We start from the raw sequence: 22,937 nt of genomic DNA on the forward strand, positions 1-22,937 counted from the left end.
CGCATCACACGAACGCGTTCAGTCCGGTCAACGCTCGGCCTATCAACAGCTTCTGCACCTGGCTCGTGCCCTCGTACAAGGTCATGACCCGGGCGTCGCGCAGGATCTTCGCCACCGGGTACTCATCGAGGTAACCGTAGCCCCCATACACCTGGATGGCGAGGTTCGCCGCCGCGACGGAGTTCTCGCTCGCGTACAACTTCGCCATCGACGCCTCGGTGCGGAACGGCAGCCCGCGGTCGATCAGGTCCGCGACCCGCCAGACCATCAGCCGGGCGGCGTCCGTGCCGACCGCCATGTCGGCCAGCATCTCCTGCACGAGCTGGAAGCCCGCGATCGGCTTGCCGAACTGCCGCCGCTCCCCCGCGTACCGCGTCGACGCCTCCAGCGCCGCCCGGGCGAGCCCGACGCAGCCGGCCGCCACCGACATGCGGCCCTTGTCCAGCGCCGCCATCGCGATCTTGAAGCCCTGCCCCTCGTCGCCGAGCCGCGTCGAGTCCGGCACCCGCACCCCGTCGAGGATCAGCTCGCCGGTGGACTGGCCGCGCAGGCCCAGCTTGCCCTTGATCTCCCGGTGCTCGAACCCGGGCGACGCGGTCGGCACCAGGAACGCCGTGACACCACGGGGCCCCGGCTCGCCGGTGCGGGCGAACACGAGCGCGAGATCCGCCCACGTCCCGTTCGTGATGAACATCTTCGACCCGGACAGCACCCAGTCCGACCCGTCCCGCACCGCCTTGCTCGACAGGTTCCCCGCGTCGGACCCGGTGTCCGGCTCGGTCAGCCCGAAGCAGGCCAGCGACTCGCCCGAGCACAGGCGGGGCAGCCACGCGCGCTTCTGCTCCTCGGTACCGAACGACAGGATCGTCTTGCCGACGAGTCCCAGCGACACCGACACGATGCCGCGGATCGCGGAGTCGCCACGGCCGATCTCCTCCATCATCAGGCAGTACGACAGGTGATCGCCGCCCGAGCCGCCGTAGTCCTCGGGCACCGTCAGCCCGAGGAACCCGACGTCGCCGAGCTTCCCGACGATCGACCGGTCGACCCGCTCGACCCGGTCCCACTCGCGCACGTGGGGCGCGACCTCGCGGTCGACGAAGTCGCGCGCCAGCTCGCGCAGTGCCGCCTGCTCTTCGCTGAGGGACAGATCCATGCGGGTGACCCTAACCTCAGGAGCGCCATGCCGCGCCGTACCCAACCGCACCTAAGGGGAACGGGACGCAACCCAGCCACCAACCAACCGCCCGACCGCCGCCATCCGCTGGAACGCAACGCACACTTTGAATTCCGGGGAGGCGGACTAGACACCCGCTCCATGGACGGAAACCCAGCGTTCCATCGAGTACTCGACCATCGTGATCAGCGTCTGCTTGACCGACTCCCGGTCCCGGGCGTCGCACGGCACGATCGGCACCTGCTCGGAGATCGCCAGCGCGTCGCGCACCTCGTCGATACCGTGGTCCTGCTTCCCGTCGAAACAGTTCAGCCCGATCACGTACGGCAGCTCGCGGTCCTCGAAGAAGTCGATGGGCGAGAACGAGTCGGCGAGCCGGCGGGTGTCGGTGAGCACGACCGCACCGATCGCGCCGCGCACCAGGTCGTCCCACATGAACCAGAACCGCTCCTGACCCGGTGTGCCGAACAGGTACAGCACGAGGTCCCGCTCGAGCGAGACTCGGCCGAAGTCCATGGCGACCGTGGTGGTCCGCTTGCTCGGGGTCGCGTCCAGGTTGTCGATGCCCGTGCTCGCCTCGGTCATCACCGCCTCGGTGGTGAGCGGCATGATCTCGGAGACCGAGCCGACGAAGGTCGTCTTGCCCGCGCCGAACCCGCCCCCGACGACGATCTTCACCGATGTCATCGAGGGTGCCGGGGTCCCGCCAGGGGCCTTAAAGCCGACGGAGTCCACTCAAAACCCTTTCCATCAACATGAGGTGAGCCTTGTTGGCACCACCGGTAGCGGTCTTGTGCACGATGACCAGCCCGAGGTTCACCATGTCTCCCAGGAGCACCTTGGCCACGCCGAGCGGCACGTGCAGCAGGGTCGCCACCTCGGCGACCGATCGCGGTTCGGCGCACAGCTCCGCGACGGAGCGGTGCTCGGTCTGTGTCAGCGCCTCGATGTCCTCACCGAGCTCGCTGGTGGTGACCAGGGCCTCGATGCGCATGTCCATCGTGGACTTCGTACGGCCGCGGGTCCACGCGTACGGCCGCACGATCGCGGCGTCGGCCGCGTCGGCGAGGTCCGCCTCCACCGCGTCCAGGTGCGTCCGTGGCGGTGTCGGTGGCGCTGTCGGTGGCGGTAACGGAGGCGCCGCCGGTCGGATGGCCTGTTCGGTCGGGGGCCAGTACGGCCGGTCCGTCCGCCGACTCACCGGCATCCCGTACGGGGCGTCCATTGTGGATGGTTGGGTCTCCTTGCCCCGGCGTCTGCGCCGCCTGCCACCGAACGTGAGCCCGTTGACCAGGTCGGCGAACGTCTGCTCCTGGGCCGGGTCCTCGGGGTGAGGCGGGTCCGGCGGGTCGGGCGGTGATCCGGCCGGCGGTCCGAAGAACTCGGTCACGCCGGCTGCCCAACCATCCTCCCGCCGGCACCCTGGAGCTGGGCTCGAAGCTCCGGGGTGAGGATCTGACCGACACGGTCGACCAGGAGCGTCATCTCGTACGCCACCTGACCGATGTCACAGATCGGCGCGGCGAGCACGGCGAGGCACGACCCGTCGCTGATGGCCATCAGCAGCATGATCCCGCCCTGCATCTCGACGATGGTCTCCTTGACGGCCCCGGCCTCGAAGCACCGCGCGGCGCCGTGGGTGAGGCTCACCAGCCCGGACGCGACGGCCGCGAGCTGGTCCGCGCGGTCCACCGGCAGCCTGGCCGACGAGGTGAGCAGGAGACCGTCAGCCGACACGACGACGGCATGCGCTACTCCGGGGACCCGCTCGGCGAAGTCGTTGACCAACCACCCGAACTGACTCGGTTGGGTGTGCGGGTTCATTCACTCTCCTGTTGCTTGTCGGGGTAACCGTTCGGTGTTCCTCGTTCGGCGAGACTGCGCCGCCCACGGGACAGCCCCTGCTGGAAGCTGCCGAGCCGGCCGCGCAACTCCTCGGCACGGTCGTTGCGCAGCGGACCGCCACCGGACGGCGCGACGCTGCCCGGCATCAGGTTCTGCCCGGCACTGCGCCGGGGCAGGCCGCCGGAGGTGAAGTCCACCGGGGTGGACGAGGACACGGCGTTGGCCGCACGCCACCCGAGGTCGGCCGCGAACCGCCAGCCGGCGCCGCTCAGGTCGAGCCGGCCGGGCTCCCGGGGCTGGGCCACCGGCGGGTCGCTGGGCTCTACGCCCCGCCGGTGGTCCCGCGCCCGGCGGACACCGTGCCGGTAGTTGCTCAGCCGGTCACGCATGTCGTCGGCCGCGCGTCCGTGCCGGGGTGGCTCGGACGCCGCGCTGCCCGCACTGCCGGGGACCAGGTTCTGGCCCGCACTGCGCCGGGGCAGCCCGTTCTCGGTGAAGCTCGCCGGCTCGGCCCGCGACACCGCGCGTGCCGTGTCGAAGCCGGAGTCCGCCGCGAACCGCCAGCCAGCGTCCGGCTGATTCGGCTGATTCGGCTGATTCGGCTCGGTATGCCGGGCCGGCTCTGCGCGCTGGGTCTGGTGCCGCTCCTGGTGCCGCTCGTGGCGGGGCGGCCCGGGGCGCGGTGGGGTCGGCGTGGATTCCCTGGTCTCGTCGGACTTCGGGGCGGACTTCGTGGCGGGCTGGTCCGTCACGGTCCGGAACCAGGCCGAGATCATCTCGTCGAAGATCGGCGTGGTCTCCTCGAGCGCGCGCGGGTCGACCGGGCGGCCCGCGCCCGTCCACGAGGCGCCGTCCTGGCCGGCCGGCGTGAAGAGACCCGCCGCCGGCGAGCCCGCACGGCCGGGCGGGGTGAACGGCCGCGCGGTGGCCGAACCCGTTGCGGGACCGGGCATCCGCGTGCCGGGCGAGCGGCGGGGCAGCCGGTCATTCTCGCCGTTCGGCTCCGGACGGGCCTGCTCCGGACGGCTCTGCTCCGGACGGCTCTGCTCCGGTCGGCTCTGCTCCGGTCGGGCCTGCTGAGGGCGGGCCTGCTCGGGGTGGGACCGCTCGGTGTCCGGCCGGGCCTCGGACGTGGCGGCGGGCTCGGTCGCGGGTCCGGACCCGGGTCGAGTCGTGGACCGGTTCGCGGACTCGGGCTTCGGTTCAGGCTTCGGTTCAGGCTTCGGCTCGGGTGTCGGGCCGGGTTGCTCGGCGTCCGGACGGGGGATCTCCGGGCTGGTGCCCGGTTTCCGGCGCGGCAGCGGCGAGGGTTTGAACCCGGGCGGCAGGCCGTTGGCCGAGCCGTTCGCGGCGCCGTTGGTGCCGTTCGTGCCCGCGGCCCCAGCGCCGTTGACCCCAGCGCGGTTGACCCCACCGTTGACAGTGCCGTTGACCCCCGTGCCGCCGACCCCGGTGCCGCCGACCCCGGTGCCGCCGACGACCGAGCCGTTGACGTGGCCGTTGACCTTCGGCGCGCCACCACCGGCGACGTTCGGCGAGAACACCGCGAGCCCACTGGATTCCGCCGGCGCGGCGGGCGTGGCCGTGGGTGCGGGCGCGGGTGCGTCCGCTCCGGTCGAGCCAACCAGCTCGGCCGGCACGGTCACGGTGGCCCGCACGCCGGGCACGTCGTGGCCGGTGCCCAGGCGCACCTCGATGCCGTGCCGGCTCGCCAGCCGGCCGATCACGAACAGGCCCATCCGGCGCGAGGTCGACACGTCGATCGAACCGGAGTCGGCGAGCTTGGCGTTGGCCTCGTCGAGCTCGGCCTGGCTCATGCCGATGCCCTCGTCGAGCACCGCGACGCACAGCGTGGCGTCCTCGAACGAGTGGCTGGCGATCGTCACCTGCGTGTCCGGCGCGGAGAACGCCGTCGCGTTGTCGAGCAGCTCGGCGATGAGCCGGACGATGTCGCCGACCGCGTAACCGACGAGCTGCACGCTCGGCGGCGGCAGCATGACGACCCGTTGGTACTGCTCGATCTCCGACACCGCCGCACGCAGCAGGTCGGTGAGGTTCGCGGGTCGCTGGCTGCGCCGGCCGACGTCGCTGCCGGACAGCACCATCAGGTTCTCGTTGTTGCGCCGCATCCGGGTCGCGAGGTGGTCCAGCTGGAACAGAGTGGCCAGCTGGTCGGCGTCCTCCTCGTCGCGCTCGAGCCGTTCCAGCAGCTGCAGCTGCCGCTGCACGAGCCCCTGGCTTCGCCGCGACAGGTTGACGAACACGCTGGAGTACTTCGCCCGCAGGCCCGCCTGCTCGGCCGCCAGCCGCAGCGCCTGCTGCTGGACCGCGTCGAACGCGCGGGCCACCTGGCCCACCTCGTCCATCGAGGTGACCGGCACCGGCTCGACCGCGACAGGACCGGCATCGTCGCCCCGATCCCGGATCCGCGCGACCGCATCCGGCAGCCGGTGCTCGGCCACCTCGAGGGCGCTGCGACGCAGCGCGGACAGTGAGCTCAGCAGGTGCCGGCCGACGACGAACATCACCGCGATCGCGACCACGAGCGCCACGAGCAGGATCACTGCGGCGAGCCCGGCACCGTCGCTCGCCTCGTCCTGCAGTGCCGCCGACCGGTTCCGCAGCTGCTCGCCCAGCAGGGTCGAGACGTCGCCGATCCGGCCCTCGGTCAGCGCGGACGCGTCGTTCCACTCCTGGGCGCTGACCGGGACGTCGGTGCCGGGCCGGGCCGCGAGCACGACGCTCACGACGGTGTTCCGGGCGGCGATCCCGGTGCCGCTCATGCTCTCGTCGTACGCGCGCCGGCGTTCGGTGCCGGCCACCGCGTAGAAGTCGGTCGTACTGTCGGCGAGCCGGCCGGCGGCCGCGCGCAGCGACTCCAGATCCGGTCCGGTGAGCCCGCCGCGCACGATGCCGACGCCGATCAGAGTGTGCTGGAACGCGATCTGCTCGCGGATCATCTCCAGCTCGTGTAGCGCGGCGGAGGTCGCCGCCAGCCGCGGGTCGATGGCCTCTGCCGCCAGCGTCCGGTCGAACCGCAGCAGCGTGTCGACGACGTCGGTGTAGCGGCCGAGCACGGTGGCGGCGTCGGTCTTCGCGCCGACGGCCTGCTCGCGGATGGTGCGCAGCTCGGCCAGCGCCCTGCCGACGTCGGCGTAGCCGGCGGCGCTGATCTGCTCGTCGAGCGTGACCCGGTCGGCGGCCCGCTGGAAGCCGCCCAGTGCGGCGTCGGTGGCGGCGCGCTCGTCGGCGGTGTCCGGTCCGATGTCGACGGACCGCCCGGCGAGCAGCACGACGCCGGCGGTGCGCTCCCGTTGCAGGGCCTCGATCAGCGAGCGCAGCTCGGAGTTGACCACGACCAGCCGGTCCACCCGCCGGTAGGAGCTCGCCGTGTCGATCTGGTCGTCGATCTGCATCGCGCCGAGGACGACCGCGAAGATCACCGGCACGAGCGTTACGGCCGCGAGCTTCGCCGGCAGGTTCCAGTCCCGCCAGTTGGCCAGCACGCTCCACAGTGCCGCCAGGCGGCCGGGCTGACCAGTGCGTGTCACGTTACCTGTCAAGACAGCAGCCTCATTTCAGAATGAGGAATGGGAATTCGACCCGAGCGCACGCGAAAATACGAGCGGCGCACTCAAATCGACCGCGGTACTCGCTTCCTTCCTCCTTGCCGCTTCGCGCCCCCCAGGCGCGTCACGACTGCGAGAACCGAGAAGTGATCGTACATGAATCGGGCGATCCCGAAAGCGTCCGGAGAAATGCCCGCTGACCAGCACCGACGATGCGTACGTCGATCAATTTGACGCCGTCCGGCACCGCTCGTGCCATTTTCGATCATGACTAATCTACTTTGTGTCCCGACCTCGACCCCTTAATAACCCGATCGGGTAATCATCGTTCTCACTGGCCACCTGAGCGCGTCACGACCGATCAAGGTCCGCCGGTCCGACCGGCGGCCGCGGCCCGCCGGCCCGGCCGGCCGACGGCCTCCCAACTGCGGAAAGTGGTCACGAGGGCGACGCCTGGAATCCGCTGGCAGACCTGCCAAGACCGGCACCGATCGGCCCGTGAGGACGGCCGCCAGCCGACCGAGGAGACACGATCGGTGACCGCGCTTCTCCGGCGTGCAACTTTCGCAACGCAACGTTACGCGGTAGTTCACCGATAGGTGTGAATGTCGGTAGCGCGTTCGCCCGGGGGCGTCGAGGCCGACTACTCCTCCGGTTTGACGAACACGGGGATCGCGGTCGTATAGTGCCGTTCCGGCGCCCCCGGCCGGCGGCCCCGGTATTACTATGTCGCCCGCCTCGGACTCCACCGGACCTCTCCATTGCGAACGCCTGCGTAGGCCATCGCAAAGACTGTGGAATTAGGCGAAAGCCGCCTATGTTCAGCGGAGGAACATATGACTCAGGTGGTTCACTCCCCGATTGCCGCACATCCTCCGGCGCCGCCGGAGAGCGGCTTCGGCGGAATCACCGGGCAACCGAGCCCGCCCCCCGCGGCACCCGCCGCGCCCGACTTCGCGGCCATCCGGAACAGCGACGAGTTCGCCGTCCTGCGGCGCCGTTTCCGCGGCTTCGTCTTTCCGATGAGCGCGCTGTTCTTCCTCTGGTACCTGACCTACGTGCTGCTCGCCGCCTACGCCCCCGACTTCATGAGCCACCGGCTGGTCGGCTCGGTGAACGTCGGCCTGGCGCTCGGCCTGGGGCAGTTCGTCTCCACCATCGCCATCACCTTCGGCTATGTGCGCTTCGCCCGGAACCGGATCGACCCGCAGGTCGCCGCGATCCGCGCGAAGGCGGGAATCGCGCCGGAGGATGCCGCATGACCGCGATGACCACAGCCGCCGCCGAGTCGCCGGGCAGCCCGGCGCTCAACATGATCGTGTTCGGGGCGTTCGTGGCGATCACGCTGTACGTCGTCTACCGGATGAGCCACCGCAACACCTCGACGTCGGACTACTACGCCGCCGGCGGCACGTTCACCGGCTCGCAGAACGGCATCGCCATCACCGGCGACTACCTGTCCGCCGCGTCGTTCCTGGGCATCGCCGGCGCCATCGCCGTGCACGGCTACGACGGCTTCCTCTACTCCATCGGCTTCCTCGTGGCCTGGCTCGTCGCGCTGCTGCTGGTCGCCGAGCTCGTGCGCAACACCGGCCGGTTCACCATGGGCGACGTGCTGGCCTACCGGATGCGCCAGCGCCCGGTGCGGGCCGCGGCCGCGACGTCCACCCTCGTGATCTCGTTCTTCTACATGCTCGCCCAGATGGCCGGCGCCGGCGGGCTGGTCGCCCTGCTGCTCAACGTGCACGGCAAGGGCGGGCAGGCACTGGTGATCACGATCGTCGGCCTGATCATGATCTTCTACGTCCTCGTCGGCGGCATGAAGGGCACGACCTGGGTGCAGATCATCAAGGCGTCCATCCTCGTGCTGTGCGTCGTGCTGATGACCGTGTTCCTGCTCGGCAAGTTCGGGTTCAGCCTCTCCGCGCTGCTCGACGAGGCGGCGGCGAACAACGCCAAGGGCCAGGCCGTGCTCGAGCCGGGCGCGCAGTACGGCCAGACCGCGATCAGCCAGCTCGACTTCATCTCGCTGTCGCTCGCGCTGATCCTCGGCGCGGCCGGCCTGCCGCACGTGCTGATGCGCTTCTACACCGTGCCCAACGCCGTGCAGGCGCGCCGGTCGGTGGTGTGGGCGGTCAGCGCGATGGCGGTGTTCTACCTGGCCACGCTGGTGATCGGGTACGGTGCCTCGGCGCTCGTCGGCTCGGACACGATCCTCGCGTCCACCGGCCGGGAGAACTCCGCGGCGCCGCTGCTCGCGTTCGAGATCGGCGGCACGCTACTGCTGGGCATCGTCTCCGCGGTCGCGTTCGCGACGATCCTCGCCGTGGTAGCCGGCCTGACGATCACCGCGTCCGCGTCCTTCGCGCACGACGTGTACGCCAACATCTTCCGCGGCGGCAGGGCCGAGCCCGCGTCCGAGGTCCGGGTCGCCCGGCTGACCGCGGTGGTCATCGGCGTGCTCGCGATGGTCGGTGGCATCCTCGCCAACGGTCAGAACGTCGCGTTCCTCGTGGCGCTCGCGTTCGCGTTCGCCGCGTCGGCGAACCTGTCGACCCTGCTGTACTCGTTGTTCTGGAAGCGGTTCAACACCCGCGGCACGCTGTGGGGCATGTACGGCGGGCTCGGCTCGTGCCTGCTGCTGGTGTTCTTCTCACCGGTCGTGTCGGGCACGCCGACGTCGATCTTTCCCGGCGTCGACTTCCACCTGTACCCACTGACCAACCCGGGCATCGTGTCGATCCCGATCTCGTTCCTCGCGGGCTTCCTCGGCACGGTGCTCAGCAAGCAGAAGGCCGACCCCACGAAGCAGGCGGAGATGGAGGTCCGCTCGCTGACCGGGATCGGCTCCTGAACGGCCGGGTGACCGCCAAGATCGCAGTTCTACAGCGCGATCACAGCGTGATGCCCCCGCGCACCTTGGCGGTCACCCGGCGCTCCGCGACGAACGAGACGAGCGGAACGACGCCCGCGAGCATCACGAGGATCGCGCCCTTGAGCGACCAGCGGGCCTTGAGCGCCAGGTCGACGACGGCGACCAGGTAGACGATGTAGAGGAAACCGTGCACCGGCCCGACGATCGCCGTGTACTGGTCCTGGTCGAACACGTACTCCAGGATCATCGAGGCGCACAGCGCGAGCAGCCCGACACCGACGACGTAGGCCAGCACCCGGTAGCGCGCCAGTGCCCCGCGGACGCCGCCGGCACTCGCGGCCTGGGCCGGGTTCTCCTCGTCTGTGGGGGTCTCGCTCATCGTTGTGTCTCCTGGTGCCGGGCGTTCAGCTCGGCGAGGTAGTCGTTGTACGCCGCCAGCTCGGGATCGTCCTCATCCTGCCGGGCCGGCCGCTCGGGTGCGCGCGGGGGCTTGGGTGGTGGTTCCGGAGGCTGGGGGGCTGCATGGTGCTGGGCACTGTGTTGGGCACGACTGTGTTGGGCACGCAGCTTGCGCAGGCGCCAGAACATGAACGCGGGGAACAGCCCGAACAGCGGCCACTGCAACACGTAGCCGAGGTTCTGCCACGTTCCGCTGGCCGACTCGAAGCGCTGCCACTGCCACCACGCCAGCCCCACGCACGCGACCAGCGACAACACACACAGGGCGACGATCCCCACGCGGCGTGCCACCAGTCGGCCGTTCATGACACCGACGCTAACACCAGGTACGGAGCGCCTCCCGCCAGGCAGCCTCGCCGAACACAAGGTGCGCTGAGTCGCGGTTCTTGGAGTCCCGAACCCCAACGGCCACGTCAGCGAAGGCGATCTCGACACAGTTACCATTGCTGCCGTCGCCGCTGCGGCTGCTCTTCCGCCAGACCGCCGGGGCGAAGGCGACCTCCACACAGTCGCCGTTGCTTCCATCGCCGCTGCGGCTGCTCTTCCGCCACGCAGCGCCAGAGAAGTCCACAGTGGACACCTTTTCGCCTTTCACCCGAGCCCGTCAACCGCCCGCTCGATGAACGCCACCGAATCCTGGGGACTCAAAGCCTCGGACCGCAGGCGGTTGTACACGAGCTTAGCCTCTTGCACCTCCTCGGGTTTCTCGGCGTGGAGCGATCCGGTCGGGTACTCGACATACATCACTGAGGGGTCTTCGTCGTTCGGAAAGTCGAGGATCGTGAAGGCGCCGTCCATGCCCGCGTGCACGCCGAACTCGTTGGGCAGAACCTGAATGGTCACCTCGGCGAGGTCCGCGCGACTAACCAGATGTCGCAGCTGCTCCCCCATCACCTCCGGGCCACCGACGTTCCGGTGCAACGCCGCTTCGTCGATGATCGCCGTGAGTTCCAGGGGGAACTCGTCATCGGTGAGGCGCTGCTGGCGGTGGAGCCGGGCGGCGACGTCGTTCTCCAGCCGCACCCGGGTTCGCCGCACCTTCCCGCTGCTGAACAGTGCCCGCATGTAGTTCTCGGTCTGGAGAAGGCCAGGCATGTTGACGAGGCTGAAAACCCGGACGCTGGATGCCTCGGTCTCCATGTCGATGAAGCCGCGGTCCTCGATGCCGAACTTCCTCCACCAGCCCGGGCGATGCGCTTCGCGAGCCAGCTGAACGAGGTCCGGGTCGTAGTGGTCGTAGAGATCCATCATCGACCGCACGATGTGCACGTCCGCCCGCGACTGAGCGGTCTCGAGGCGGCTCAACGCACTCTTCGTCTTGTCGAGCTGGGGCGCCGCCTCGTCGAGCGTCAGCCCCGCCGCCTCCCGCATCTGCCGCAACCGGCGCGCCAGCCTGCGCCGCCGGAACGTCGGGCTCGTTAGCTGCCCCACCCCTGGTTACCTCCCGTGGCCGTGTGATCACGATGATCGCAGCCGCGAAAGCGGAACTGGGATTCCCACGGTGAGCCCGTCCGGAGCCCGCCCGAAATGCCAGGAAGGCGTCCTTCATGGCGCTGGGCGGCAGGAAGGCGTCCTTCCTGGCATTCGTCGCGCGCGCGGGGTCAGGCCTGGGCCATCGCCGTTCGCGCGTAGCCGTCGGCGAGCCCGAAGACCTTCTGTCCGTAGGGCACGGAGTTGTTGTAGGAGAACACGGCCGCCCACCAGTCGGCAGGCCGCGTGAGGTCGCGGTCGTGCGCGCAGAGGTAGCGGGCGGCGGCGAGCGCCGCGTCGTCGATCTGCTGCGGGTCGCCGCGGCCGTCGAGGTTCGCGTCCGAGGCCCAGCGCGCCCACGTGGACGGGATGAACTGCATCGGGCCGACTGCCCGGTCGACCCGCGGGTCGCCGTCGTACCGGCCGCCGTCGGTGTCCGAAACGGACTTCACGCCGGCCGACCCGTCGAGCGGGACGCCGACGATGGGCTTCGAGGGGCGGCCGTCGTCACCGAGCGTGGCGCCGCCGTACTGACCATGGTTCGACTCGATGCGCCCGATGCCCGCGATCGTGGCCCACGAGACGTGACAGCCGGGCTCGGTGCCGTGCAGGACGAGCTCCGCGTTGCCGTACGCCATGAGCGCGCGGGCCGGGACACCGGTGGGGCTCGCGAGGCGCTCGGCCCAGGCGCGCAGCGGGTCCTCGCCGGCCCGCGGGCGGGGCTTGGCCTGCGGCTTCGCCGGCGCGTCGGTGGCTATGGCCGCGGGAGCGACGGCACCGGGCTGGACGTCGGCGGCCGGGACCTGCGCGGCCGGCGCCTCGGCGACGGGCCGCCGGGAGTCCGGGCCGACCGCGAGCCGCAGCAGGAGCACGCCACCGCCGGCCACCGCGAGTACCAGAACGACGACACCGAGCCGGGCGAGCATGCCGAGCCCGTGTCTTCGCGGGCGGCTGCCGGGGTCCGGCTCGGTGTCGGTCACACAAGGTCAACGACGCGGGCTGGGCGACGTTACTGACGAGTCTGCGCTGGCTCGCCCCGCCTCAGGCGGAGCGGCGCTCGGCCTGGCGCTGGAGCCGGGCCACGCACCAGGCCGGCGCGCTGCCCTTGCGCAGGTGCTGCAGCACGGTGAGCGGGCCGAGGCGGCGGCTCAGGTCGGACGGCGCCAAGCCGGCCGCGCGGTAGTCGAGCGCGCGCTGGTCGAGCGGGCTGATGCCGGCGTCCCACCACTCCTTCGCCTCGGCGAGGCCGCCGACCATCTGCCACCAGCCGGCCGCGGCGGAGAGCAGGTCGGACGGCACCTCGGGCAGCCGTTCCCGCATGGCGGTGAAGAACTCGGGATCCACGGATTCGACGGCAGCCCAAGGACTGTTGCCGCCGCGGGCACGCTGGCCCGGGATCCCGGTGCCCGGCTGCACGGGTACGTCCGCCAGCCACTCCGACGCGATGCGGTTGATCTCGTCCGACTCGGCGGCCTTGGAGTGGTCCTCTGTCCACCGCCGCACCAGGTCGTCCACGCCGGAATCGTCGAGCATCCTGCCTCCTCGAGAGAACTGCGGACCAGCCCGCGAAAGTCGATGCCGGAAACCGTAGAGGCCCCCACCGACAGTTCGCCAGACCTGATCCCGCGCTAAGCCCGCTAGCTGGGCCGTATGGCCGAGAATCCACCCGTACGGTCCAATGTGTCTCGTGAGCCCGGCACATTTCGTTACAGCGAGTAATGCATGCAAGGTATGCATGCGAAAAGGCCGCCGAGCCTCACAGCCGGGCGGCGTCCTGTCAGATCTGTGGGGGTCCGGGTCTAGGCGAAGAGGTTCCGCATGAAGGTGATGATCGCTTCGGCGCCGTCCTTGAGCCAGCCGAGAAGGCCCTGCACGGCGTTGGCGGCCTGGGAGGGCTGAGTGATCACATAGAACAGCACCAGCGCCACACCCACGAGGATCATGGCCTTCTTCGCGTCCACTGCAAGCTCCGTCCGCTACCCCGTCGCCGGCCTAACACCGACCACCTGTGCCCCTTAATCCCATGGTCCTACAAAATCGCCAGATTCGGAGGCGAGTTCACACCGCTGGCGGCTTTCACTTTACGGTGCGTACAGCGCCTGGCCCAGCACTCTACGTCTTGTTCACCCGATCATCGAGGAGACACGCCATGATCGAGACCGTCCGTGTCGAGCGCGTCGGGGCGGTCACGACGGTGCTGATCAACCGGCCGGAGGCTCGCAACGCGGTCGACGGGACCACTGCCGCGGCCCTCGCCGACGCCTTCCGTGAGTTCGACGCGGACCCGGACGCGTCCGTGGCCGTGCTCACCGGCGTCGGCCCGGCCTTTTGCGCGGGTGCGGACCTGAAGGCCGTCGGTACCAATCGTGGTAACCGGACGGTCGCGGACGGCGACGGCCCGATGGGCCCGACGCGCATGGTGCTGTCGAAGCCGGTGATCGCGGCGGTGAGCGGGCACGCCGTGGCCGGTGGGCTGGAGCTGGCGCTGTGGTGCGACCTGCTGGTGGCGGACGCGACGGCGGTGTTCGGCGTGTTCTGCCGGCGCTGGGGCGTGCCGCTGATCGACGGCGGGACCGTGCGGCTCCCGCGGCTGATCGGGCAGAGCCGGGCGCTGGACCTGATCCTCACCGGCCGGCCCGTCGACGCGGACGAGGCGCTCGCGATGGGCCTGGCGAACCGCGTGGTCCCGGCCGGCCAGGCGCGTACGGCCGCGGAGGAGCTGGCGGCGCGGCTGGCGGAGTTCCCGCAGGCCTGCCTGCGCTCGGACCGTGCGTCGACACTTGCCCAGTGGGACGACCCGGACCCGATGGCCACCGAGTTCCGCCACGGGATGGGGGTGCTCGCCGAGGCGGCCGGCGGCGCCGCACGCTTCGCCGCGGGCGCCGGCCGGCACGGCTCGTTCGACTGACGAGGCCAATTCAAAACACTCCTGATCGCCGGCCTCGTCGCACATGGTCGACCGGTTTGAATTGGCCTCGGAACGGGCCTCAGGCCGCCTTGAGCTTGCGGACCAGCCGGTCCGGCTTGGGCCAGCGGACCTTGGAGACCCAGCCGAGCTTCTCGAAGACCCAGATCAGCCGAGCGGAGATGTCGATCTGGCCACGCCGCACACCGTGCCGTGCGCAGGTCGGGTCGGCGTGATGGGAGTTGTGCCAGGACTCGCCCATGGACGCGATGGCCAGCGGCCAGAAGTTCGCGGACTTGTCCCGCGCCTCGAAGGGCCGGTCGCCGATCATGTGGCAGATGGAGTTGACCGACCAGGTCACGTGGTGCAGCAGCGCCACGCGGACCAGGCTCGCCCAGAAGAACGCGGTCAGCGCGCCCCACCAGGACATCGTGATCAGCCCGCCCAGCACGGCCGGCGTGAGCAGCGTGGCCACGGTGAGCCACGGGAACAGGCTGTCGACCCGCCGGACGTCGCGATCGGCGAGCAGGTCCGGGGCGAACCGCTTGGCGTTGGTCTGTTCACGGTTGAACATCCAGCCCATGTGCGCGTACCAGAAGCCCTTGACCAGCGCGGCCGCCGAGGTGCCGAACCGCCACGGTGAGTGCGGGTCGCCCTCCCGGTCGGCGTAGGCGTGGTGGCGGCGGTGGTCGGCGACCCAGCCGATGACCGGGCCCTGCATGGCCATGCTGCCGACGACGGCGAGGGCGATCCGCAGACCCCGCTTCGCGCGGAAGGCACCATGGGTGAAGTGCCGGTGGAAACCGACGGTGACGCCCAGACAGGTCAGCGTGTAGAAGAAGGCCGCGAGGCCGATGTCGGCCCAGCCGAGGCCCCAGCCCCACGCGAACGGGACGGCCGCGACCAGCGCCACCAGTGGCACGATCGCGAAGACCTTGACCAGCGTGGCCTGGGTGGTTGACTTCTCCCCCGAGATCATCGGCTCGGGTCCGCTATCGCGCGGAGCCGACGTGGGGCGATCCTGAATGATGGTCATGTTGCTACCTCCGGCAGCTCGACGTCCTACGTTGCCCGCCACCAGGGACGTGACTTCCATACGTCAGGGAAGTGCCCACGAGCGGCGAGACGAAACGGACCTGCTCGTGGGTGACGAGCAGGTCCGCGTGATGTCAGAGCATCCGGACGTGGACGGCCTGCGGGCCCTTGGGGCCCTGGTTGATCTCGAACTCGACGCGCTGGTCCTCGGCGAGGCTGCGGAAGCCGCTGCCCTCGATCTCCGAGTAGTGCACGAAGAGGTCGGGGCCATCCTCGCGGGAGATGAAGCCGAAGCCCTTGTCCGCGTTGAACCACTTCACGGTTCCGTGTGTCATGTACTGCTCCCTCACGGGGCTGGGGTCACCGCACGGTGCGGCACCCGGGCCGGTCCCGAACGGCGACCACTCCGCTTGCCCTGCAAGAAAGAACTGCCGACGCACGCAACGATGTTCTCCGCGAGCGTGCTTGGAACACGAACACACAAAACCTTACGACCTACCCGCACAACGAACGGCGCGCCGGATAGTTCCCAGACCACGCCGCGCGGAGGAGCCGCAGGTCAGGGACGCGGGCCGTCCGGAGTGTCGAACTCACGCGACCAGAGCGTTGGACTCGCGGTACCAGAGCGTTGGACTCGCGGTTAGGGGCGTTGGCGCATGGCGTGGCGGACGGCCTCGCTCGGGATGACTCTCAGGGCGACCTCGTGGTCGGTGCACACCGCGCGTGCGTGGCGCACGGCGGCCAGGGCCGACTCGTCGCAGAAGGTCACCGTGCTCAGGTCGAGCGTCAGCACGTCGATGCCCCCGGCGTGCTCGAACTCGAAGAAGTCGCACACTGCTCTGTTCAGGCCGGCGACCGTCGTCACGTCGAGCGTGCCGGTCACGCTGACGCCGGTGCCTTCGTTCACGAAGATCTGCACCGGCGACATGGCGGTACTCATGCGCGCGACAATAGCCGTCAGGCGATCACGCCGTCAGCCCGCAATCTGTCTATATCTTCCGCAGAGTAGCCCAGCGACAGCAGCACGGCAGTCGTGTCCGACCGCGGCTCGTGCGGCGTGGCCGGAGTGCCCGCCGGGGTCCGGCCGAACTTGGGCGCCGGCGCGGGCTGGCGGTGGCCGTCCAGCTCGACGAACGTCCCGCGCGCGACGTTGTGCGGGTGCTCCGCCGCCTCCTCCGGCGTGAGCACCGCGGTCAGGCACGCGTCGGTGCCGGCGGCACGCTCGGTCCACTCGTCGCGGGTCCGGGTACGGAGCACGGCGGCGAGCTTCTCCCGCACGGCCGGCCACCGCTCGGGATCGAGCCGGCCGGCCACCGCGTCGGGGTCGATCTCCAGAACCTTGAGCAGGTCGCCCCAGAACCGCTCCTCGATGGCGCCGACCGCCACGTACCGGCCGTCGGACGTCTCGTACGTGTCGTAGAACGGGGCCCCGCCATCCAGCATGTTGGCGCCACGACCCTTGTTCCACAGCCCGATGTTGCGCAGCCCGTGCATGCCGGCGGTGAGCAGGGCCGACCCGTCGACCATCGAGGCGTCGACCACCTGCCCGCGCCCCGAGCTCGCCCGCTCTACGAGCGCCGCGAGCACGCCCATGGCGAGCAGCAGCCCGCCGCCGCCGAAGTCGCCGATGAGGTTCAGCGGCGGCACCGGGCGCTCGCCGACCCTCCCGATCGGCTCGAGCGCCCCGGCGAGGCCGATGTAGTTGATGTCGTGCCCGGCGGTCTGGGCGAGTGGGCCGTCCTGACCCCAGCCGGTGATCCGGCCGTAGACCAGCCGCGGGTTGCGCCCGAGGCAGACGTCCGGACCGATGCCGAGCCGCTCGGTAACGCCGGGCCGGAACCCCTCGACGAGCACGTCGGCTTCGTCGATCAGCCGCAGCACGATGTCCCGGCCCGCGGGCGCCTTGGTGTCCACGCCGATCCACCGGCGGGCACGCGAGAGCGGGTCGTGCGGGAACGACAGCACGTCGAAGCCGGCCTTGGCCCGGTCCACCCGGACGACGTCCGCGCCGAGGTCGGCGAGCACGGTCGTCGCGAACGGCGCGGGCGCGAGCCCGGCCAGCTCGACGACCGCGAGCCCGGCGAGCGGTCCAGCTGCGTCCATGGTTCGCTCCGCTCCTGCGCTACTCGCCGTCTTCCCTCCTCACGTGCTCGGCGCTGGCGCGCCTGCGCGCGCTCGTCAGTCCAGACGGCGAACGCTCCGTCGCTCCCGCTCACAGGGAGCGGGAGATGATCTCCTTCATGATCTCGTTGGTGCCGCCGAAGATCCGCTGCACCCGCGCGGACGTCCACGCCCGCGAGATCGGGTACTCGCTCATGTAACCGTAGCCGCCGAACAGCTGCAGGCACTCGTCGGCGACCCGGGAGAGCCGGTCGGTGGTCCACCACTTGACCATCGCCGCGCCGGCCACGTCCAGCTCGCCCTCGAGGTGGCGCTCGATGCACTGGTCGAGGAACGCCTTGGCCACGGCGACCTCGGTGGCGCACTCGGCGAGCTTGAACTTCGTGTTCTGGAACTTGAAGATCTCGCGGCCGAACGCCGTGCGCTCCTTCGTGTAGGCGATGGTCTGCTCGACGGCGGCCTCCATCGCGGCGACCGCGGACACGGCGATGATCAGCCGTTCCTGCGGCAGCTGCCGCATGAGCTGGACGAACCCCTGCCCCTCCGACCCGCCGAGGAGGTTCTCGACCGGCACGCGGACGTCGTCGAAGAACAGCTCGGACGTGTCCTGGCCGTGCATGCCGACCTTGTCGAGCACGCGGCCGCGGCGGAACCCGTCCGCGCCCTCGGTCTCCAGCACGAGCAGCGACACACCCTTCGCGGTCTCCTCGGGGTCGGTCTTGGCGACCACGATGACCAGGCCCGCCTGGGCGCCGTTGGTGATGAACGTCTTGGCACCGTTGAGCATGTAATGGTCGCCGTCCAGGATCGCCTTGGTCCGGACGTTCTGCAGGTCCGAGCCGGTGCCGGGCTCGGTCATCGCGATGGCGCCGACGAGCTCGCCGGACGCGAGCCTGGGCAGCCAGCGCTGCTTCTGCTCCTCGGTGCCGCAGCTCGCGAGGTAGTGGGCGACGATGCCACTGTGCACGGCGTTGCCCCACGCGTCGTCGCCGGCCTTCGCCTGCTCCTCCAGCAGGATCGCCTCGTGCGCGAAGGTGCCGCCGCCACCGCCGTGCTCCTCGGGGATCGACAGGCACAGCAGGCCGACCTCGCCCGCCTTGTGCCACAGCTCGCGGTCGACCTGCTTGGCCTGCGACCAGCGCTCGTGGTTGGGCGCGAGCTCCTTCTGGCAGAACGAGTGGGCGAGCTCGCGGAAGCTGTCGAGGTCGGCTCTGTTCTCGCCGTCGAGCCAGGACGAGCGCTGGGTGAGCGGCATGGAGGCTCCAAAAACAATCCGGATGGCATGTAAAGTCCCGGTCGAATGTACCTGCGTGCACCTCTGCACGTAAAGCAACGAGGAGACCCGCCATGGCGACTCCGACGACCCGGCACCGCACCCAGGCCGAACGCAGCGAGCGCACCCGGGAGCTGTTGCTGGACGCGACGATCTCGTGCCTGGTCGAGCAGGGCTACGCGCGGACAAGCGTGCACGAGATCTGCCGGCGGGCGGGCCTGTCGCGCGGGGCGCAGCAGCACCACTTCACGACGAAGGCGGAGCTGATGACGGGCGCGCTGGAGCACCTGTTCGCGCGGCTCGGCGAGGAGATCATGGCGGCGACGTCGGACCTGCCGCCCAGCCCGGAGCGGCTCGACGAGGGCATCGACCTCCTGTGGCGCGCGTACTCGGGAACACTGTCGACAGCGGCGGTGGAGCTGTGGGTGGCGGCGCGGACCGACGAGGAGCTGCGCCGGAGCCTGCTGCCGGTCGACCGGGAGCTGGGCCACCAGACGCTCGAGTTCTACCGCCGGATCGCCGGCCCGTCGGTGGACGAGGCCCGCCTGCGGACGGTGCTGCTGCTGACCGTGAACCTGGTCCGCGGCCTGGCGCTGGACGCGATGATCGGCGGGGATCCGGCACGCAGTACCGCTTTGCTCGCGGAGTGGAAGGCGCTCGTGCTGAACGGCGGTGTCGGTAGGTAGCGGTTGGCCCGGCCCTCGCTCGGGCCAACCGCCACTACGCGTAATAGAGGGCATCGCGCGTGAAATGTGACGTTTGCGGGAGCAATGCTTCTCGCGCCGGACGGTTCTCGCGCTCCGCCGCGTGTTGCGGCCCCCTTCCGGACACCGTTCGTGGTCATCACTGGCATCATTCGTGCCGTGACTCAGCCGTCTATGCGTCCCCCCTACCCGCCCCCGCACCCGCAGGTCCTGCCGCCGTATGTTCGCCCGCCACGCCGCGCGCGCCCGATAGCGGGTGTGCTCGCCGGTGGCGCGGGTCTGATCGCCGCCGGGCTCACGATCGGGGGCTCGTTCGCGCCCGTCCGCGAGGTGGTGCACGACCCCAGCGGGTACGTGATCAAGTGGTGGGGCGTGGAGCGCAACGGCGAGATCCCGGACGTGAGCCTGCTGTCCGGCCTCACGCTGATACTGGCGACAGTGCTGCTCGGGGCGGGCGCGGTCCTGGCCTTCACCCGGTGGACGACGGCGACGCGGCTGTTCCTGTCGCTGGGGCTGGGTTCGCTGACGGGGACAATGTTCCTGCAGGTGCTGCAGACGCTGCAGGATCTGCAATCGTGGAACGACTATCCCCTGGATGCCGGGGAGAGCATCGAGTTCACGACGGGCTGGGGGCTGTGGCTGCCAGTGGCCGGCATCGTGTTCGGGGTGGTCGCGCTGATCCTGGCGCACCGGCGGCCGGCCCGTGTGGAGCCGAGTACGCCGAGGATGGGCTTCCCCATGCCGTACGGCCCGATGACGGGCACCCAGCCGGCCGTCGGCCCCCAGCCTGTCGCCCCCGGAGCCGGCGGGCCGGCGTCGGCAGTCCCCACCGGGGCCGGGCCCGCCGGCCCTGCACAGCCAGGCGCCCACGCGGCGGCGGTCGCAGCCGCTTCGCCGGCCACGCCCGCCGCCGGCACCACGCCACCGGCCGCGACTCCTGAACCGTCCACATCGGACGACGCGGAGGTGACGCAGCGGACCACGGTCGCCCCGGCGGATGCGCCCACGGAGGCACCCACCCAGGCACCCACCGACGCGCCTGCCGACACACCCACCGAGGTGCCGGCCCCACCCGCCGCTCCGGGTGCCTCGTCCCCGCCCGGCGCCTCGGCCGCCCTGGCGGCGTCCGAGAACATCGGGAACGCGCTCACCCCGGGCCAGCCCGAGGCCCCACCCCGCACCACCCCGGTCGCCCCCGACGACCCCACCGAGATCCCGCCGCCGGCCACCGAGCCATCCGTCGGCGAGCAACCCGGCGCCGCGCCGGAACCAGCCGCGCCAACACCAGCCGCGTCGACACCAGACGTGCCGCAGTCGCCGGCGCCCACGGAACCCTCGCCCGTGCCGGCGCCCGAGCCGGCGCCCACGGAGCCGTCGCCCGAGCCCTTGCCCGAGCAGTCGCCCGCGGAGGACTCCACCGGTGAGGCGCCCGCATCGGAAGCACCACCCGCGCCGGAAGCGCCGCGGGCAGCGGATTCACCGGAGCCGGAAGCCTCAGCACCGGAGCCGGGAGCGTCGAGCCTGCGTGACCTGCCCGCTGCTCCCCCGGCTCCCGAGTTGACCGGGGAGCGGGACGACAAGAAGGACTAGCGGCGGCTGCCGGGACCGCATCGTCCACTTCGGACGCCAGCAGGCGGCGACCGCGTCAGGCCCGTTCGCTCACGGCGATTCCGGTTCACCGTCGGCGGAGAGGAACGGGAGCACGGCGCGGGCGAACTCGTCCGGCGCGTCGGTGTGCACCAGGTGACCGACCGGGATCGTCACGATGGTGGCGGCGGGCATGGTCGCCGCCACCATCGCCACGCGGGCCGGGTCGAGATGGCTCGACGGGCCGCCGCTGATCCACAGCGTGCGTGCCGACACGTGCTCGATGCCCTGCCACCACAACGGGTTCGGCGCGCGGAGGCCCCGGCGCATCGGGGTCACGGCGTGCCAGTCGAAGGCCAGCGGACCGTCCGGTTCGGTCGGCGGGTTGTCATCGGGCAGCGGGTCGCCGTCGCGCGGTGGCACGGGCGTCTCCTCGAGGACCAGGCGCCCGACGCGCTCCGGGTACCGGGCCGCGACCAGCGCCGCGACGTACCCGCCCATCGAGTGGCCGACCAGGTCCACCAGGGGCACACCGTCGAGGAAGGCCAGCACGTCGTCGGCCATCGCGTCCACTGTGTACTGGCCCGGCCACGGGCTGCTCCCGTGTCCGCGCAGGTCGAGCGCGATCGCGGTGCGGCTCGCGGCGAGCTCCGCGGCGAACCGCTCCCAGGTGCCGGCGTTCTCGCCGAGACCGTGCAGGAGCACCACGGGCGGCCCGCCGGCGGCACCGGTGGTGCGGTGTACGAGCGGTACGGCCATGCCCCGAACATACCTGTGTCGCGCCGAAAGCCGGGCTCACTGTCCTCTGTGGTCACTGGGCACGGGCGCACGCGACCAGTTGCCGTCCGGCTCCTGCCAGGCCGCGTGGCCGCGTGGCAGGTCCGCGAAGTCCCGGATGTGCGGGTGGTCGGACACCAGGTGCCGCAGGTGGACCGTGTCGAGATCATCCGACCCCGGCGCGTCGAGGAACTCCCAGCGGCCGGCGTGCGTGTGCACGATGCCCGCGATCGGCGCCTCACCGCTGATCACCCGCCGCGAGCCGACCACCAGCTCGTCGATCGGCGTGTCCGGGAACGGCGAGTCGTCCAGCTCCGCGAGCCGCGTCCACGGCCCCGGCGGGTGGTCGTCCTTCGGCAGCCACAGCCACGGCTGGTCCGCACGGCACCGCTCCCCCGCACCCGGCTGCCACGGGAACACCCCGCGCCGGTCCGGCCAGATCAGCTGCATCATCCGCGGCGTCGACCCGCGGTAGAAGTCCAGCGCCAGCCCGAACATGTCGCCGAACCACGACGGGTGCACCGGCCGGGGCAGCACGGGGAACCCGTCCAGCACGCCGCGCCGCTCCTCGTTCGCACGCAGCGGCTGGCCGGCGCGGACCTGCTGGCCCACCGCGTTGAGCCAGGCGTGCATGTCCCGCCCGCGCAGGCCGAACATGCAGACCTCCGGCCCGCGCAGCGTGTGCCCCATGCCGACCGAGTACGCCCACCCCGGCAGCTCGTGCTCCGCCGCGACCGCGACCACGCTCCAGCCGTGCTCCTGCACCTGCCACACCATGTTGACCTCGCGCGAGCCCAGCCCGCCGGGGCCGGCACACAGCCAGCAGTCGCACGCGTCCACGGCGGGCAGCCTACGGGGTCTCCTCCAGCAGTCCCTTGTCGTAGGCGATCGCCACGGCCTCGGCCCGCCTGGTGGCGCCGAGCTTCGCCATGATCCGCGACAGGTGCACGCTGACCGTCTTCTCGCTGATGTACAGCTCCTCGCCGACCTGCCGGTTCGTCCGGCCCAGCGCCACGAGGCCGAGCACCGACCGCTCGCGCGGGGTGAACGGGTCGAGCGTCTCGCGCGGCACGGGGCCGTCGCCGAGCGCGATGCGCGCCCGGCGGGCCAGACGGCGGACCGCGTCGTGCAGCGGCCGCG

25 protein-coding genes are annotated in these 22,937 nt (G+C 70.9%); 5 read left to right on the top strand and 20 right to left on the bottom strand.

What is annotated here, in order from left to right:
- Nucleotides 1-4: 4 nt before the first annotated feature.
- The 5 genes from ACRDTB_RS19375 to ACRDTB_RS19395 all read right to left on the bottom strand — a co-directional run bounded on the left by ACRDTB_RS19375 (nt 5) and on the right by ACRDTB_RS19395 (nt 6,573).
- A complete protein-coding gene (locus ACRDTB_RS19375; protein ID WP_431432170.1) occupies nt 5-1,156 on the bottom strand; it encodes an acyl-CoA dehydrogenase family protein in 1,152 nt (383 codons plus the stop codon).
- Nucleotides 1,157-1,303: 147 nt separating this feature from the next.
- Nucleotides 1,304-1,912, bottom strand: a complete 609-nt coding sequence (locus tag ACRDTB_RS19380) for a GTP-binding protein (protein ID WP_431432171.1) — start codon at nt 1,910-1,912, stop codon at nt 1,304-1,306.
- Nucleotides 1,893-2,567: a DUF742 domain-containing protein gene (locus tag ACRDTB_RS19385; RefSeq protein WP_431432173.1), complete on the bottom strand. Its 675-nt coding sequence runs from the start codon at nt 2,565-2,567 to the stop codon at nt 1,893-1,895. The genes ACRDTB_RS19380 and ACRDTB_RS19385 overlap by 20 nt, the downstream gene beginning before the upstream one ends.
- Nucleotides 2,564-3,001 carry a roadblock/LC7 domain-containing protein gene (locus ACRDTB_RS19390; protein ID WP_431432175.1) on the bottom strand — a complete coding sequence of 146 codons (438 nt, stop codon included), beginning with the start codon at nt 2,999-3,001 and terminating at the stop codon, nt 2,564-2,566. The genes ACRDTB_RS19385 and ACRDTB_RS19390 overlap by 4 nt, the downstream gene beginning before the upstream one ends.
- Nucleotides 2,998-6,573: a nitrate- and nitrite sensing domain-containing protein gene (locus ACRDTB_RS19395; RefSeq protein ID WP_431432177.1), complete on the bottom strand. Its 3,576-nt coding sequence runs from the start codon at nt 6,571-6,573 to the stop codon at nt 2,998-3,000. Before ACRDTB_RS19395 ends, ACRDTB_RS19390 begins: the two co-directional genes overlap by 4 nt.
- 854 nt (nt 6,574-7,427) lie before the next feature.
- Between ACRDTB_RS19395 and ACRDTB_RS19400 the strand changes: the two genes are divergently transcribed.
- Together ACRDTB_RS19400 and ACRDTB_RS19405 are read left to right on the top strand one after the other, a co-directional pair.
- Nucleotides 7,428-7,853 carry a DUF485 domain-containing protein gene (locus ACRDTB_RS19400; RefSeq protein WP_431432179.1) on the top strand — a complete coding sequence of 142 codons (426 nt, stop codon included), beginning with the start codon at nt 7,428-7,430 and terminating at the stop codon, nt 7,851-7,853.
- The gene (locus ACRDTB_RS19405) at nt 7,850-9,445 is read left to right on the top strand and encodes a solute symporter family protein (RefSeq protein WP_431432181.1); all 1,596 of its coding nucleotides are present in this window, start codon (nt 7,850-7,852) and stop codon (nt 9,443-9,445) included. Before ACRDTB_RS19400 ends, ACRDTB_RS19405 begins: the two co-directional genes overlap by 4 nt.
- Nucleotides 9,446-9,485: 40 nt before the next feature.
- On the opposite strand, the gene ACRDTB_RS19410 is transcribed toward ACRDTB_RS19405, so the two are convergent.
- The 7 genes from ACRDTB_RS19410 to ACRDTB_RS19440 all read right to left on the bottom strand — a co-directional run bounded on the left by ACRDTB_RS19410 (nt 9,486) and on the right by ACRDTB_RS19440 (nt 13,356).
- Nucleotides 9,486-9,845 (bottom strand): DUF3817 domain-containing protein, encoded by a 360-nt coding sequence (locus ACRDTB_RS19410; protein WP_431432183.1) that lies wholly within the window; start codon nt 9,843-9,845, stop codon nt 9,486-9,488.
- Nucleotides 9,842-10,231: a hypothetical protein gene (locus tag ACRDTB_RS19415; RefSeq protein ID WP_431432186.1), complete on the bottom strand. Its 390-nt coding sequence runs from the start codon at nt 10,229-10,231 to the stop codon at nt 9,842-9,844. The genes ACRDTB_RS19410 and ACRDTB_RS19415 overlap by 4 nt, the downstream gene beginning before the upstream one ends.
- 10 nt (nt 10,232-10,241) lie before the next feature.
- Nucleotides 10,242-10,520 carry a DUF397 domain-containing protein gene (locus ACRDTB_RS19420; protein WP_431432188.1) on the bottom strand — a complete coding sequence of 93 codons (279 nt, stop codon included), beginning with the start codon at nt 10,518-10,520 and terminating at the stop codon, nt 10,242-10,244.
- Nucleotides 10,517-11,356 carry a helix-turn-helix domain-containing protein gene (locus tag ACRDTB_RS19425; protein WP_431432190.1) on the bottom strand — a complete coding sequence of 280 codons (840 nt, stop codon included), beginning with the start codon at nt 11,354-11,356 and terminating at the stop codon, nt 10,517-10,519. The genes ACRDTB_RS19420 and ACRDTB_RS19425 overlap by 4 nt, the downstream gene beginning before the upstream one ends.
- Before the next feature lie 170 nt (nt 11,357-11,526).
- Nucleotides 11,527-12,321: a lytic murein transglycosylase gene (locus ACRDTB_RS19430; RefSeq protein ID WP_431432215.1), complete on the bottom strand. Its 795-nt coding sequence runs from the start codon at nt 12,319-12,321 to the stop codon at nt 11,527-11,529.
- Between the two features lie 115 nt (nt 12,322-12,436).
- Nucleotides 12,437-12,928, bottom strand: coding sequence for a helix-turn-helix transcriptional regulator (locus ACRDTB_RS19435; RefSeq protein WP_431432192.1), 492 nt, complete (start codon nt 12,926-12,928; stop codon nt 12,437-12,439).
- Nucleotides 12,929-13,194: 266 nt separating this feature from the next.
- A complete protein-coding gene (locus ACRDTB_RS19440; RefSeq protein WP_431432218.1) occupies nt 13,195-13,356 on the bottom strand; it encodes a hypothetical protein in 162 nt (53 codons plus the stop codon).
- Nucleotides 13,357-13,544: 188 nt separating this feature from the next.
- Between ACRDTB_RS19440 and ACRDTB_RS19445 the strand changes: the two genes are divergently transcribed.
- The gene (locus tag ACRDTB_RS19445) at nt 13,545-14,303 is read left to right on the top strand and encodes a crotonase/enoyl-CoA hydratase family protein (RefSeq protein WP_431432194.1); all 759 of its coding nucleotides are present in this window, start codon (nt 13,545-13,547) and stop codon (nt 14,301-14,303) included.
- A gap of 79 nt (nt 14,304-14,382) precedes the next feature.
- Here the strand turns inward: ACRDTB_RS19445 and ACRDTB_RS19450 are convergent, their stop codons facing one another.
- The 5 genes from ACRDTB_RS19450 to ACRDTB_RS19470 all read right to left on the bottom strand — a co-directional run bounded on the left by ACRDTB_RS19450 (nt 14,383) and on the right by ACRDTB_RS19470 (nt 18,711).
- Nucleotides 14,383-15,279 (bottom strand): acyl-CoA desaturase, encoded by an 897-nt coding sequence (locus ACRDTB_RS19450; RefSeq protein ID WP_431432217.1) that lies wholly within the window; start codon nt 15,277-15,279, stop codon nt 14,383-14,385.
- Between the two features lie 190 nt (nt 15,280-15,469).
- Entirely contained in the window at nt 15,470-15,670 is a 201-nt protein-coding gene (locus ACRDTB_RS19455) for a cold-shock protein (RefSeq protein WP_431432195.1), read from the bottom strand.
- Nucleotides 15,671-15,975: 305 nt separating this feature from the next.
- Complete coding sequence (locus tag ACRDTB_RS19460; RefSeq protein ID WP_431432197.1) at nt 15,976-16,275, bottom strand: STAS domain-containing protein; 300 nt, start codon at nt 16,273-16,275, stop codon at nt 15,976-15,978.
- Nucleotides 16,276-16,292: 17 nt separating this feature from the next.
- A complete protein-coding gene (locus tag ACRDTB_RS19465) occupies nt 16,293-17,438 on the bottom strand; it encodes a CaiB/BaiF CoA transferase family protein (protein WP_431432199.1) in 1,146 nt (381 codons plus the stop codon).
- 109 nt (nt 17,439-17,547) lie between these two features.
- Nucleotides 17,548-18,711: an acyl-CoA dehydrogenase family protein gene (locus ACRDTB_RS19470; RefSeq protein WP_431432201.1), complete on the bottom strand. Its 1,164-nt coding sequence runs from the start codon at nt 18,709-18,711 to the stop codon at nt 17,548-17,550.
- A gap of 92 nt (nt 18,712-18,803) precedes the next feature.
- Here ACRDTB_RS19470 and ACRDTB_RS19475 point away from each other — a divergent pair, with 92 nt between their 5' ends.
- Nucleotides 18,804-19,415, top strand: a complete 612-nt coding sequence (locus ACRDTB_RS19475; RefSeq protein ID WP_431432203.1) for a TetR/AcrR family transcriptional regulator — start codon at nt 18,804-18,806, stop codon at nt 19,413-19,415.
- 177 nt (nt 19,416-19,592) lie between these two features.
- A complete protein-coding gene (locus ACRDTB_RS19480; RefSeq protein ID WP_431432205.1) occupies nt 19,593-21,023 on the top strand; it encodes a hypothetical protein in 1,431 nt (476 codons plus the stop codon).
- A gap of 69 nt (nt 21,024-21,092) precedes the next feature.
- Here the strand turns inward: ACRDTB_RS19480 and ACRDTB_RS19485 are convergent, their stop codons facing one another.
- From ACRDTB_RS19485 to ACRDTB_RS19495, 3 genes are all read right to left on the bottom strand, one after another.
- Nucleotides 21,093-21,779, bottom strand: a complete 687-nt coding sequence (locus ACRDTB_RS19485) for an alpha/beta fold hydrolase (protein WP_431432207.1) — start codon at nt 21,777-21,779, stop codon at nt 21,093-21,095.
- Nucleotides 21,780-21,815: 36 nt separating this feature from the next.
- A complete protein-coding gene (locus ACRDTB_RS19490) occupies nt 21,816-22,637 on the bottom strand; it encodes a DUF4262 domain-containing protein (protein ID WP_431432209.1) in 822 nt (273 codons plus the stop codon).
- Between the two features lie 10 nt (nt 22,638-22,647).
- Nucleotides 22,648-22,937, bottom strand: a 290-nt coding sequence (locus ACRDTB_RS19495; protein WP_431432211.1) for a response regulator transcription factor, incomplete at its 5' end; no start/stop codon positions are given.

The organism is Actinophytocola sp. (genome assembly GCF_050699935.1).
GTDB lineage: Bacteria > Actinomycetota > Actinomycetes > Mycobacteriales > Pseudonocardiaceae > Actinophytocola.